The following is an 11,940-nucleotide window of genomic DNA, read 5'->3' as shown; positions in this document are numbered from 1 at the left end:
TGGAGGGGTTCTTGACGCACGAAGGCTCCGTCTCGCGCGCTCGCATCCTGCGCCGCGCTCTGACCCCGCCCGAAGCCCGACTGTGGGTCCACCTGCGCCGCCGCGCGCTGGATGGGCTGAAGTTCCGCCGTCAGCATCCGGCGGGCGTCTATGTGCTCGACTTCTATTGCGCCGAGGCGATGCTCGCCGTCGAGGTCGACGGCGAAAGCCATGAAGGCCGAGGCGAACATGACGCCCGGCGCACGCGCTGGCTTGCGACCCAGGGCATTGCGGTAATCCGCGTCTCAGCCGAACAGGTGCGAACGGACCTGGGTGACGTGCTCGATTTCATCGGCGACAGGGCGAGGGACCGAATCCGAAGTTAAGAGCCCCTCCACCACTTTGTGGTCCCCCTCCCCACAAGTGGGGAGGAGACGATGCGGCGAAGTCCCGTCTCCTCCCCATTCCATGGGGAGGTGGCTCGTAGCGCAGCGGAGAGACGGAGGCGTTCTGCTCTACCCCGCGATCTGGCCGAAGTCGGCGACCTGGCCCATGACGGCACGGACCTGGCCCAGCAGTTTCAGGCGGTTTTCGCGTTCGGCGGGGACGCCTGAGTTGACCAGAACGTCGTCGAAGAAGCGGTCCACGGGCGCACGCAGGCGCGCCAAGGCCGTCATGGCGGCGGCGAAGTCCTCGGTCTCCAGCGCGGCCTCGACGGCGGTGCGGGCGGCGCCGACGGCGAAGGCCAGGGTGGTCTCGGCCTCGGGCTGGTTCGGCAGGCCGGTCTGGACCATGCCGGTCGGCAGCGAGCCCTTCTTCTCCTCGGCGCGCAGGATGTTGGAGGCGCGCTTGTAGCCCGCCAGCAGATTGGCCCCGTCGTCGGTGGCGAGGAAGGCGGCCAGCGCCTCCACCCGACGCACGATGCGGACGAGGTCGTCGTCGCCCAGAGCGAAGACGGCGGCGACGAGGTCGTGGCGCTGGCCCTGATCGCGCAGCAAGACGGTCAAGCGGTCGGCAAAGAAGGACGCCAGCTCTGACGACAGAGACAGCTTATCGACTTGACGTTCGACCTTGCCCTGCTTGGTGATCAATGCGGTCGCCGGCGCGAAGGCGTCGTTCGTCAAGCCAAGACGGATTTCATTGTTCAAGATCAGGCGAAGGATGCCCAGCGCCGCTCTCCGCAGGGCGAACGGATCCTTTGAGCCTGTGGGCTTCTCGTCGATGGCGAAGAAGCCGACCAGGGTGTCCACCTTGTCGGCCAGGGCGACGGCGACCGTGACCGGCGCGGTCGGGACCGTGTCGGCGGGGCCTTGGGGCTTGTAGTGGTCGCGTACGGCGTCGGCGATCGCGTCGGAATGGCCGGCGAGACGGGCGTAATAGCCGCCCATGATCCCCTGCAGTTCCGGGAATTCGCTGACCATGCCCGACAGCAGATCGGCCTTGGACAGGCGGGCGGCGGTTTCGGCCTCGTCGGCGTCGGCGCCGACCAGCGGTGCGATTTCGCGCGCCAGGGCGGCGATGCGCTCGACGCGCTCGGCCAGGGTGCCCAGTTTGGCGTGGAAGGTGACGCCGGACAGTTTGGCGTTCCAGGCGTCGAAGCCGACCTTCTGGTCCTCGTCCCAGAAGAAGCGGGCGTCGTTCAGGCGGGCGCTCAGCACGCGGCTGTTGCCCGCGGCCAGGGCCTTGCCCCCGTCTGTCGCCTCGACATTGGCGACGACCAGGAAGTTTGGCGCCAGGCCCTCTTTCGACGGATCGCGGACGGCGAAATACTTCTGGTGCACCTTCATCGACAGGCGCACGACTTCCGGCGGCAGGGCCAGGAACTGCGGGTCCATGTCGCCCAGGATCGGCGTCGGCCATTCCGCCAGGCCCGCAACCTCGTCCAGCAGGCCGTCGTCATCGACCAGAGCGAGGCCGCGCGCGGCGCAGGCGGCTTTGGCCTGTTCCAGAATTCGCAGCTTGCGGTCGGCGACGTCCAGCAGGACGAAGTTCTTTTCCAGCTGAGTGCGATAGTCGACGAAGTCACTCACGCGCAGCAACTCGCCGGAACCCATGAAGCGGTGCCCCTCGGTGATCGCATCGCTCTGAATCCCGTCGATCTCGAACGGGACCACCTTGCCGTCGAACAGGCACAGGATGCGCTTGATCGGACGCACCCAGCGCAGCGTGCCGGCACCCCAGCGCATCGACTTGGGCCAGGGGAAGGTGCGGATGACCTGATCGACCGTCTCGGCGACCAGATCGGTCGTGGCGCGCCCCTTGGACGACAGGACGGCGAACAGGACGCCGTCGCGTTCGGTCAGTTGATCGCGTGTTAGGCCAGTCTTGCGCAGGAAGCCTTCCAGCGCCTGTTCCGGGGCCGAGACGCGCGGACCCTTGACCTCTTCCTCGCGGTCCGGCGTGGCGGCGGGCAAGCCGTCGATGACCAGGGTCAGGCGGCGCGGACCGGCATAGGTCGTCAGCGCCTCCCACGTCAGGCCGGCGGCCTTCAGCCGGTCGGAGACCATCCGCTGAAGGTCGCGCGCGGCGCCCTGCTGCATCCGGGCGGGGATTTCTTCGGAGAAGATTTCGAGAAGCAGCTGGGGCATCAGGCGGTTTTCCGCTCTTGTTCGACGTAGGCGAGGGCGCAGGCTTTGCAGAGTTCGCGGATGCGGCCGATGTAGCTCTGGCGTTCGGCGACGGCGATGGCGCCGCGGGCGTCCATCAGGTTGAACAGGTGACTGGCCTTCAGCACCTGATCATAGGCGGGCAGGACCAGCGGCTGATCCTGCGGGCCGCGCATGTCGAGCAGGCGCTGAACCTCGCCCACCATATCCTCGAACCGGCGCTTCAGACCGTCCACGTCATAGCCGTGAAAGTTGGCTTCCGACTGCTGGCGCTCGTTCTCCAGGAAGACCTCGCCGTAGGTCAGCCCCTCCTTGGTGAACTTCAGATCATAGACGTTGTCCACGCCCTGGACATACATGGCCAAGCGCTCCAGCCCGTAGGTCAGTTCGCCCGACACCACATCGACCTCTATGCCGCCAACGCCCTGGAAATAGGTGAACTGCGTCACCTCCATCCCGTCGCACCAAACCTCCCAGCCCAGGCCCCAGGCGCCGACGGTGGGGTTTTCCCAGTCGTCCTCGACGAAGCGGATGTCGTGCAGTTTCGGATCGATGCCGATGGCCGCCAGCGAGCCGAGATACAGCTCCTGAAGGTCAGCCGGGTTCGGTTTGAGCAGAACCTGATATTGGTAATAGTGTTGGAGGCGATTGGGGTTTTCGCCATAGCGGCCGTCGCCGGGGCGGCGGCTGGGCTGGACATAGGCGGCCTTCCACGGCTTGGAGCCGAGGGCGCGCAGGACGGTGGCGGGGTGCAGCGTGCCGGCCCCGACCTCAATGTCATAGGGTTGCAGTATGGCGCAGCCCTGCTCGCCCCAATAGCGGTGGAGCGTCAGGATCAGGTCCTGAAACGCAAGCGGCTCGGTCGAGGTGGTCAAATCGGGCTCGTGGGGAGGGGCTGCAAAAAAGACGGCGGACCATAGGGCCCGCCGCCTTCCGCTTCAACACGCTACCGAGCGAGCGCGTGGATGACCCTGATCAGTTCGGGGTCGGCTTGGCTTCGGCCGCGCCGTCGGCGGCGGGGTCAGCCGCATCGACTGGCGGGGTGGCGGGGGTGTCGACCTGACCATCGGTCGGGTTGACGACCGGCGACGAGGACGTGGTCGTCGTCATCGCGGCAGGCTGGCCGTTCGGCGCCGTCGGAGCCGGGGTCGTTTCAGCAGCCGGAGCAGCCTCGGCCGGCGCAGCGGCTTCGGCGGGCGTGGCGGCCTCTTCATCGCCCATGGCGGCCATAGAATTCGCGGGGTTCAGCACCTTGTCGATCGGGAAGATGGCGCCGTTCGAGGCGTCCAGCTCGGCGCTGACGACGGTCGCGCCATCAGCCTTGATGGCCGAACCCGTGCCGTCCAGCAGAACCTGGCTTTCGGCAGCCGTCTCCACGCCGCCCCTCTTGCCCATGATCTGGTCGGGCGTCACGTCGGCGACGATGACGTGATACAGCAGCAGCTGGCGCAGTTCGGCGGCGTTGGCCGGGTCCATCAGACGCGTACGCTCGGCCTCGGGCACGGCGGCGAAGGCGGCGTCGGTCGGGGCGAAGATCGAGATGGCCGGGCGGCTGGCCAGGGTGTCGGTCAACTGGGCGGCGTCCAGTGCGGCCAGCAGGGTGGTGAACTGACCGCTGGCCTTCAGCTTGTCGACCACGGTTTCGCCAGCCACCGGCGTGGTCGCCTCTGCAGTCGTGGTCGTGGCGGCGGCCGCTTCAGCCGTCGGCGCCGGCGTCTGCGGCATGGCCGGCGTGGCCGGATCGGTTTGCGGCATGGTCGCCGGGGCGGGCGTCGTCGTGGTCGCCGGAGCAGTCATGTCCTGGGCGAATGCGGGGGCGGCCATCAGGCTGACGACGGCGGTGGCGGCAAGCAGTTTTGCGCGAAGCATGGCGATTTCCTTTTTCCTGTTTGAGGATCGCCACGGGGGAGACGGCGACCCGTTCCAGACATCGGAACTGCCGACTCAAATCAGAACGCCGTGATCTGGTTCCGAGATTTCGAAACAATGCGTAACGTTTGTGATGATTTGGGCGAGACCTGGGCGAAATCGCCGGTTTCGCAGCCTGATCGCCAGCATTCGGCCACAAAGCTTCAGCGTTGCTGTACGGACAGCTGTGTTGCTTTGACCCAGGCCTTAGGATGTGCGCCGGACAAAGCGCACGCAGCGGATTGGGCCGCGTCGTCGCTGGGATACAAACCAAACACCGTCGCGCCCGAGCCGGACATGCGGGTCAGGGCGACCTGATCGGTCGCCGCCACCGCCGACAGGGCCGCGTTGATCGCCGGCGTCAGGGCCAGCGCAGGCGCTTCAAGATCGTTGCGCTGCGCCGACAGCCAGTCGATGACGGCGGCGATGGACCAGTCGTGCGGCGGCGCGGGTTTATCGGCGACCCGCACCGGCCCTGCGTCATAGGCGCGATAGACGGCGCCGGTCGGCGAGGGGACGCCAGGGTTCAGAAGCACGGCCGGCAGCGGCGGCAGGCGGGGTTCGTCGGTCAGCACGTCTCCCCTCCCCTCGGCCCAGGCCGTGCGCATCCGCAGACACATCGGCCCGTCCGCGCCAACGACCCCCGCGACCGCCTCAAGCGCGGCGTCGTCGAGATCGAGCGCCAGGACGCCGCGCGCCAGCTTCAGCGCCGCGCCCGCATCGGATGATCCGCCGCCCAGCCCGGCCGCAATGGGCAGATGCTTGTCCAGCGTGACCTTCAGATTCGGCTCTCCGATATCGCAGGCCTCGCCCAATCGGCGCAGCGCGCGCAGGATCAGATTGTCATTCGTCGCGCCCAGTCCGCCGCCGAATGGCCCGTTGACCGTCAACGACAGACGATCCGCCGGCTCGACCGACACGCGATCCCCGACGTCGGCGAAGGCGACCAGGCTGGACAGCGGATGATAGCCGCCCGCGTCCACCGCGCCGACGTGCAGGAACAGATTAATCTTGGCCGGCGCCAGGGCGGTCAGGGCGGGCATGACCTATTGCGCGACGCCCTGAGCGCTCGGCACGCTATCCAGCCCATTGGCGATCTTGCGTTCGACCTCGACCCGACGTTCGGGTTCGGGCTCCAGCACCAGGACGCGGTTCCACAGCCAGACGGCTTCGCGTTGACGACCGACCTTCCAATAGGCGTCGCCGAGGTGATCGTTGATCTCGGCGTTGGACGGCTCCTTGTCGACAGCCTCTTCCAGCGTGTCGACGGCGGTTTCGTACTGGCCCTGTTTGAACTGCGCCCAGCCCAGCGAATCCTGGATATTGCCGTTGTCGGGCTCCAGCGCATGGGCGCGGGCGATCATCTCGGCGCCTTCCTGAACCCGCAGCCCCTTATCGACCCAGAGATAGCCGAGGTAGTTCAGCATGTCGGCGTCGTTCGGCGCGGTCTGAAGCGCGGCCCACAGTTCGGCCTCGGCCTCGGGAACACGACCCAGCGCCTCATAGGCGGCGCCGCGCAGGAAGTGAACGCTGGCGCCCTGATCGGCGGTGTTCAACAGCGGCCCATCCAGCAGGGCCAGCGCCTCGTCATGCTGTTTCAGCTGCATCAGCTGACCGGCCAGAACCAGGGCGATCTGGCGATCGTCGGGGCTGGCGGCCGCAGCGCGACGCAGTTCGGTGAGCGCGTCCTGCGAGTGGCCGTCCTCTTCCAGAGCCACGGCCAGCTGGGCGCGGGCGGCGGCGTAGAGCTGCGGATCGGCGGTCCCGACCCGCGACAGGGCGTTGCGGGCGGCGGATTTCAGACCGGCGCGCGAGAGCACCTGCGCCAGCTGATATTCCGTCTCGTCATCGTCGTGCAGGTTCTGGGCGAGGCGCAGATAAACGGCGGCGAACTCGTTGCCGCGCTCGGCCGAGGCCTGGGCGGCGGCGGTGATCAGGCCCTGGGCGGCGCCTTCGCGGAAGTCGGGCAAGGCGGGCGGGCGCCCGCCGTCTTTCAACCGTTGCAGCGCCCGGCCCACGCCCGGATCGACGGGTTGCGCCGCCATGGCGGCTTCATACAGGGCGACGGCGTCGTCGCGGCGACCGCGCCGTTCCAGAAACTCGCCATAGGGGCGTTTGAACAGGGCGCCGACGCCGGCGACCTCGGACGCGGTCTTCAGCTCGACCTCGGCCTCGGCATAGTCGCGGCGCTTTTCCAGCAGGGCGGCGCGGTTCATGCGGGCGAAGGCTAGGGTCAGGGGATCGCCGGCGGTCGGGACCGGCTGAAGCGCCCGGGTCCAGTCGCCCGCCGCGGCCGCGATCCACGGCGCGACCAGAAGACCGGCGCGGGCGTGCGGGGCGCCGATGGGCTGACGGGCCAGTTCGGCGTTCGGCGTCCTGGCGTCTCCGCGCACGAAATCCTGCACCAGACGCACCAGCCGCCCGCCCTCGACAAACGCCGGAGACGCCGTCGCATCGGTCGGGGCCAGGGCGGCCGCCACGTCCAGATCGCCGGTCAGCAGGGCGGAGGTGAAGGCCTGTTCGCGCACGCGCGGCTGTTCCGGCGTCAGTCGTTCCGCCTGGGCCAAATAGTCCGAGCCCATCGCCCCCTCGCCCTGCATCAGGGCCAGCTTGCCCGCCAGATACAGGCCATAGGCGCTGCGGCCCTCGGCGTTCGTCGGGATCGGCGCCCAGACGGCCGGGATCGCCGGCGTCGCGGGCGTATCGGTGATGATGATGTGAGGATCGGGCGCGGCCTCGGTCGGCGCCTGACCTGGTGTGGCCTGGCCCGGCGCCGTCTGGCCCGGCTCCAGGATGACGGCCGGCGGATGGGTGTCCGGCGTCGGGGCGGGCGGCGTCGTTTCCTGAGCCGAGGCGTGGCCGGCAAGCGCCACGGCGAGGACGGTCAGGGAGGCGGCGAACAGGCGAGAACGGGAGGCGATCATGCCCGGACCCTTCACGCTTTTGCAGCGGCGGGCAAGGGCGGAACACCGCCCCTGCCCCGTTCCGTCACATGTTCGGATAGTTGGGACCGCCGCCGCCCTCAGGCGTGGTCCAGACGATGTTCTGCGACGGATCCTTGATGTCGCAGGTTTTGCAGTGGACGCAGTTCTGGGCGTTGATGACGAAGCGCGGATCGGCCTTGGCCGCCTCGTCGCCATAGACGACCTCGTACACGCCCGCCGGGCAGTAGAGCCGCGCCGGCTCGCCGTATTTGGGCAGGTTGACCCGGATCGGGATCGACGGATCCAGCAGCTTCAGGTGGGCCGGCTGGTCCTCGGCGTGGTTGGTGTTGGAGATGAACACCGACGACAGCTTGTCGAACGACAGCTTGCCGTCCGGTTTCGGATAGGCGATCGCCTTGTGGTCGGCGGCCAGGCCGGTCGAGGCGGCGTCGGTCTTTTCGTGCTTCAGCGTCGGGATCGGCGACAGACCGCCAAACAGGGTGCGGCACCACATGTCGAACATGCCCAGCGCCCCGCCCAGCGTCGTGCCGAACTTGGACAGCAGCGGCTTGGCGTTCCGGACGACCGACAGCTCCTTATAGACCCAGCTCTTTTCGAAGGCGGTCTGGTATTCGACCAGTTCGTCGCCCGCGCGCCCGGCCTGAACGGCGTCGTAAGCGGAGTCGGCGGCCAGCATGCCGGTTTTCATGGCGTTGTGGCTGCCCTTGATGCGGGGCACGTTCACGAAGCCGGCCGAACAGCCGATCAACACGCCGCCGGGGAAGCTCAGCTTCGGGATCGACTGCAGGCCGCCCTCGGTGATGGCGCGCGCGCCGTAGGAGATGCGTGTCCCGCCCTCCAGGTGCTGGGCGATCTCGGGGTGGTGCTTGAAGCGCTGGAACTCGTCGAACGGCGACAGGAACGGGTTCTTGTAGTTCAGGTGAACCACATAGCCGACGGCCACGTAGCGATCGCCGAAGTGATACAGGAAGCTGCCGCCGCCGGTGTGTTCGTCCAGCGGCCAGCCGGTCGTGTGCTGGGCCAGGCCGGGCTGATGCTTGTCGGCCGGCACCTGCCACAGCTCTTTCAGGCCGATGCCGTATTTCTGGGGCGACTTGCCGTCCTGAAGTTTGTGCCTGGCAATGATTGTCTTGGCCAGGGAGCCCCGCACGCCCTCGGCGATGAAGACATATTTGCCGTGCAGTTCGATGCCGGGCTGGAAATCGCCGGTCGGCTTGCCCTCGCGGTCGATGCCGAAGACGCCGGCGACGACGCCCTTCACCTGACCCGTCTCTTCTTCCCAGACGACGTGGCTGGCGGCCATGCCGGGATAGACCTCTACGCCCAGAGCCTCGGCCTGCTCGCCCAGCCAGCGCGTCACGTTGCCCAGCGAGGCGATATAGCAGCCGTGATTGTGCATGAAGGGCGGCATCAGCGGCATCGGCAGCGACGCCGACCCTTGCGGGCCCAACAGCAGGAACTTGTCCTTCGTGACCGGCGTCTCCAGCGGCGCGCCGCGTTCCTTCCAGTCGGGGAACAGCTCGTTCAGCGCCTTGGGATCGATGACCGCGCCCGACAGGATGTGGCCGCCGACCTCGGCCGCCTTTTCCAGAACGGCGACGGTGATTTCCTTGCCGTCCTTTTCCGCGCGCTGCTTCAGGCGGATGGCCGCTGACAGGCCGGCCGGACCGCCGCCGACGATCACGACGTCATATTCCATGATCTCGCGCTCGACGTCGTTCAGCGCCTCCAGCGGCGGCAGATTGTCGATGATGGCGTCCTGACGGGCGTTTTCCGCGCCGCCTTCGATGGCGTCTTCGGCCATGGTTTCCCCTGAATCCCGGTTATCTGTGTGGTTATGCCGCTTATCGGAAGGTGACGCGAGGGCGGTCAAGGCTTATCGGTGGTTCGAGACATGAACGCGCAACCCCATGACATCGCTGCAGTCGAAAGCCTGCTCGCCTTCTGGCGGGACGCGGGGGTCGACGCCTGCTATGGCGATGCGCCCGTCGATCACACCCACATCGCCCCGCCGCCGGCCGTCAAGGCGGTGCAGAGGGCGACGGCCTCGGTCGTCATGCCCCTGGCTGGCGTCAACGCCGATGATGCCCTGGCCGAGGCGCGGCGGCTGGCCGCCGGCGCCGCGACACTTCAGGACCTGGCGGCAGCGGTCGCAGCGTTCGAGGGCTGTCCGCTGCGCGGCATGGGCGCGACGCAATCGGTGTTCGGACGCGGCACCCCCAACGCCTCGGTCCTGATTATCGGCGAAGGGCCCGGCGGGGACGAGGATCGGGCGGGGCAACCCTTCGTCGGCAAGGCCGGGCAGCTGCTGGACCGGATGCTGGTGGCGGCGGGCCTGACCGACAAGGCCTTCATCACCAACACGGTCTTCTGGCGCCCGCCCGGCAACCGCACCCCCAGCCCGCAGGAACAGGCGGTGTGCGCGCCCTTCGTCGAGCGCGCCTTCGCCCTGCTGAAGCCCAGAGCCGTGCTGCTATTGGGCGCAGCCTCGGCCAAGTCGGTGCTCGGCGCCGAGGAAGGCATCATGAAACTGCGCGGCGCCTGGAAGGAATGGCGTCTGCTGGAAGGGGCGGTGTCGGCGCCCGTCATGCCGACCCTGCATCCCGCCTTTTTGCTGCGCCAGCCACAAGCGAAACGACAGGTCTGGAGCGACCTGCTTTCGCTGGCCGTCCGCCTTGAAACGGACTCGGTTGAAGAACAAGGCTAATCGCGGCATGTTCGAATGCTGACGACCGATCGCCATACACGCGCCTGTATCTTACGCGCGTCGCCAACGAGGGGGCCGCCGCTTATGTTTCTGTTCCGCCGCGCGATCCTCGCGTCGACGCTTGTCCTTGCGTTCTGCGCCGCCACGACGGCTGCAACCGCCGAGACGCCCTACGGATCAACCGCCGAGGCCGGAGCCGGTTCCGGGCGCCCCACCGCGCTGAGTTCGGCCGACAGGATCTCCTACACCACCGCCTTCGACGCGCTGCGACGCGGCGACATCGAGACGGCCCGCACGGCGGCCCGTCAGGCGCAGGACCGCGTGCTGCTGGGGCAGGTCGAATTCGAAAGCCTGTTCCATCCCGATCATGTCGCCACCTATGAGGAGCTGACGGCCTGGCTTGAGACCTATTCGGATCTGCCGTGCGCAGACCGGGTCTATACGCTGGCGCTGCGTCGTCGCCCCGACGGCGCGCCCGAGCCGGTGCGTCCTGGCGGCGTGCTGGGCCGCACCTGGAACAGTCTGGTCAGCGCCGTGTCCGGCGACGGCGGCGTCACCGATCCGGCCAAGGCGGCGCGCGTCGCCTACAACAACGACGACCTGACCGGCGCCTCGGCCCTGGGGCGCCAGATCGGCGACTGGTGGACGGTCGGCCTGGCGGAATGGCGTCTGGGCCAGTTCCACGAATCCTTCGCCGCCTTCGAACGCGTCGCCAACGATCCGACCGAGGATGCCTGGGTGCGCGCCGGCGCCGCCTTCTGGACCGCGCGCGCCGCCGCCCAGTCGGGGCGTCAGGACCGCGTCACCGACTATCTGCGTCTGTCGGCCCAGTGGCCCGCCACCTTCTACGGCCAGATTGCGCTGCGTCAGCTGGGCGAAGAGCCGACGATCGAGAATATGGGCCCTCGCCCCTATGAGGCCGAGCCCCGCCTGCGCCGCGCCGCCTATGTGCCCCAGAGCGCCGCCGTCGAGCCGACCGCCCTGGAAGCCTTCGTCCAGGCCGACGCCCGCGCCAAACGCACCGTCGCCTTCTATGAGGTCGGGCGCAACGCCGATGCCGAGACCGAGCTGCGGTCGGGGCTGCGCACCGCCGTCGGCGATGCGGCCAAGATGTGGACGGCCCTGGCGCGCGCCATCCTGCCGGTCAACAACGGGGACGCCACGCGCATCGACGCGACCCGTTATCCCATGCCGGACCTTACGCCCGAAGGCGGCTTCGTCATCGAGCGGGCGCTGGTCTACGCCCTGGCGCGCAAGGAAACCGACTTCAATCCCAATGCCCGTTCCAGCGTCGGCGCCTATGGGCTGATGCAGGTCATGCCGACGACGGCAGCCGAGATGACCGGCGATCGCACCTTCGTCTCGGACCCGACCAAGCTGCTGGTTCCGGCGGTCAACATGCGTCTGGGCCAGGCCTACATCAACAAGATGCTGGCCCTGCCGGCCTTCCAGGGCGATCTGCTGCGGGCCGTGGCCTCCTACAACGCCGGTCCCGGACCGATGCTGGCGGCGGTCAGGAAACTGGGCGCGGACGCCGATCCCCTGCTGCTGATCGAGACGATCGACGTGCCCCAGGCGCGCGACTACGTCGAAAAGGTCATGGCCAGCTACTGGATCTATCAGCGGCTGTTCGGCGGCCCGCTGAAGACGCTGGACGCCGTGGCCTCGGGCGCGCGCGCCGTGCCGATGGCGCTGGATTACGTCGCCCCGCCGCCGCAGGCCGAGCCGGTCCTGATCGCCGAGACGACGCCCATCGCCGGCGCGCGCTGAACTCTCAGAAGACCGCAAACAGCAG

At 68.1% G+C, this 11,940-nt stretch carries 9 protein-coding genes; 3 read left to right on the top strand and 6 right to left on the bottom strand.

The window, feature by feature from the left end; genetic code table 11:
- The first annotated feature begins 11 nt into the window (after positions 1 to 11).
- Positions 12 to 365: an endonuclease domain-containing protein gene (locus ABIB58_RS04900; protein WP_039244543.1), complete on the top strand. Its 354-nt coding sequence runs from the start codon at positions 12 to 14 to the stop codon at positions 363 to 365.
- Positions 366 to 494: 129 nt separating this feature from the next.
- Here ABIB58_RS04900 and glyS read toward each other — a convergent pair whose 3' ends face one another.
- The 6 genes from glyS to ABIB58_RS04870 form a co-directional block, all read right to left on the bottom strand.
- Positions 495 to 2,567, bottom strand: a complete 2,073-nt coding sequence (gene glyS, locus ABIB58_RS04895; protein ID WP_045809872.1) for a glycine--tRNA ligase subunit beta — start codon at positions 2,565 to 2,567, stop codon at positions 495 to 497.
- Positions 2,567 to 3,460, bottom strand: coding sequence for a glycine--tRNA ligase subunit alpha (locus ABIB58_RS04890; protein ID WP_039244438.1), 894 nt, complete (start codon positions 3,458 to 3,460; stop codon positions 2,567 to 2,569). Before ABIB58_RS04890 ends, glyS begins: the two co-directional genes overlap by 1 nt.
- 100 nt (positions 3,461 to 3,560) lie before the next feature.
- The gene (locus ABIB58_RS04885) at positions 3,561 to 4,454 is read right to left on the bottom strand and encodes a fasciclin domain-containing protein (RefSeq protein ID WP_354039385.1); all 894 of its coding nucleotides are present in this window, start codon (positions 4,452 to 4,454) and stop codon (positions 3,561 to 3,563) included.
- A gap of 203 nt (positions 4,455 to 4,657) precedes the next feature.
- Entirely contained in the window at positions 4,658 to 5,536 is an 879-nt protein-coding gene (locus ABIB58_RS04880) for a 4-(cytidine 5'-diphospho)-2-C-methyl-D-erythritol kinase (protein ID WP_354039383.1), read from the bottom strand.
- A gap of 3 nt (positions 5,537 to 5,539) precedes the next feature.
- Entirely contained in the window at positions 5,540 to 7,417 is a 1,878-nt protein-coding gene (locus ABIB58_RS04875) for a tetratricopeptide repeat protein (protein ID WP_354039381.1), read from the bottom strand.
- Positions 7,418 to 7,481: 64 nt separating this feature from the next.
- Positions 7,482 to 9,137 carry an electron transfer flavoprotein-ubiquinone oxidoreductase gene (locus tag ABIB58_RS04870; RefSeq protein WP_354039558.1) on the bottom strand — a complete coding sequence of 552 codons (1,656 nt, stop codon included), beginning with the start codon at positions 9,135 to 9,137 and terminating at the stop codon, positions 7,482 to 7,484.
- Positions 9,138 to 9,332: 195 nt separating this feature from the next.
- On the opposite strand from ABIB58_RS04870, the gene ABIB58_RS04865 reads away from it, so the two are divergent.
- Complete coding sequence (locus ABIB58_RS04865; RefSeq protein WP_354039379.1) at positions 9,333 to 10,145, top strand: uracil-DNA glycosylase; 813 nt, start codon at positions 9,333 to 9,335, stop codon at positions 10,143 to 10,145.
- An 84-nt stretch (positions 10,146 to 10,229) separates the two neighbouring features.
- Positions 10,230 to 11,915 carry a lytic transglycosylase domain-containing protein gene (locus ABIB58_RS04860; RefSeq protein ID WP_354039377.1) on the top strand — a complete coding sequence of 562 codons (1,686 nt, stop codon included), beginning with the start codon at positions 10,230 to 10,232 and terminating at the stop codon, positions 11,913 to 11,915.
- Positions 11,916 to 11,940 lie beyond the last annotated feature (25 nt).

The sequence above is a fragment of the Brevundimonas sp. UYEF29 genome (assembly GCF_040546195.1).
GTDB classification, from domain to species: domain Bacteria; phylum Pseudomonadota; class Alphaproteobacteria; order Caulobacterales; family Caulobacteraceae; genus Brevundimonas; species Brevundimonas huaxiensis.
Note: the sequence above shows the minus strand (reverse complement) of the source record. Positions and strands in the feature narration are given on the sequence as shown.

Excerpts from the sequence above, each read along its gene's own strand:
- glyS (WP_045809872.1), bottom strand. The coding sequence starts at position 2,567 with ATGCCCCAGCTGCTTCTCGAAATCTTCTCCGAAGAAATCCCCGCCCGG.
- ABIB58_RS04885 (WP_354039385.1), bottom strand. The coding sequence starts at position 4,454 with ATGCTTCGCGCAAAACTGCTTGCCGCCACCGCCGTCGTCAGCCTGATG.
- ABIB58_RS04880 (WP_354039383.1), bottom strand. The coding sequence starts at position 5,536 with ATGCCCGCCCTGACCGCCCTGGCGCCGGCCAAGATTAATCTGTTCCTG.
- ABIB58_RS04875 (WP_354039381.1), bottom strand. The coding sequence starts at position 7,417 with ATGATCGCCTCCCGTTCTCGCCTGTTCGCCGCCTCCCTGACCGTCCTC.
- ABIB58_RS04870 (WP_354039558.1), bottom strand. The coding sequence starts at position 9,137 with ATGGAATATGACGTCGTGATCGTCGGCGGCGGTCCGGCCGGCCTGTCA.
- ABIB58_RS04865 (WP_354039379.1), top strand. The coding sequence starts at position 9,333 with ATGAACGCGCAACCCCATGACATCGCTGCAGTCGAAAGCCTGCTCGCC.
- ABIB58_RS04860 (WP_354039377.1), top strand. The coding sequence starts at position 10,230 with ATGTTTCTGTTCCGCCGCGCGATCCTCGCGTCGACGCTTGTCCTTGCG.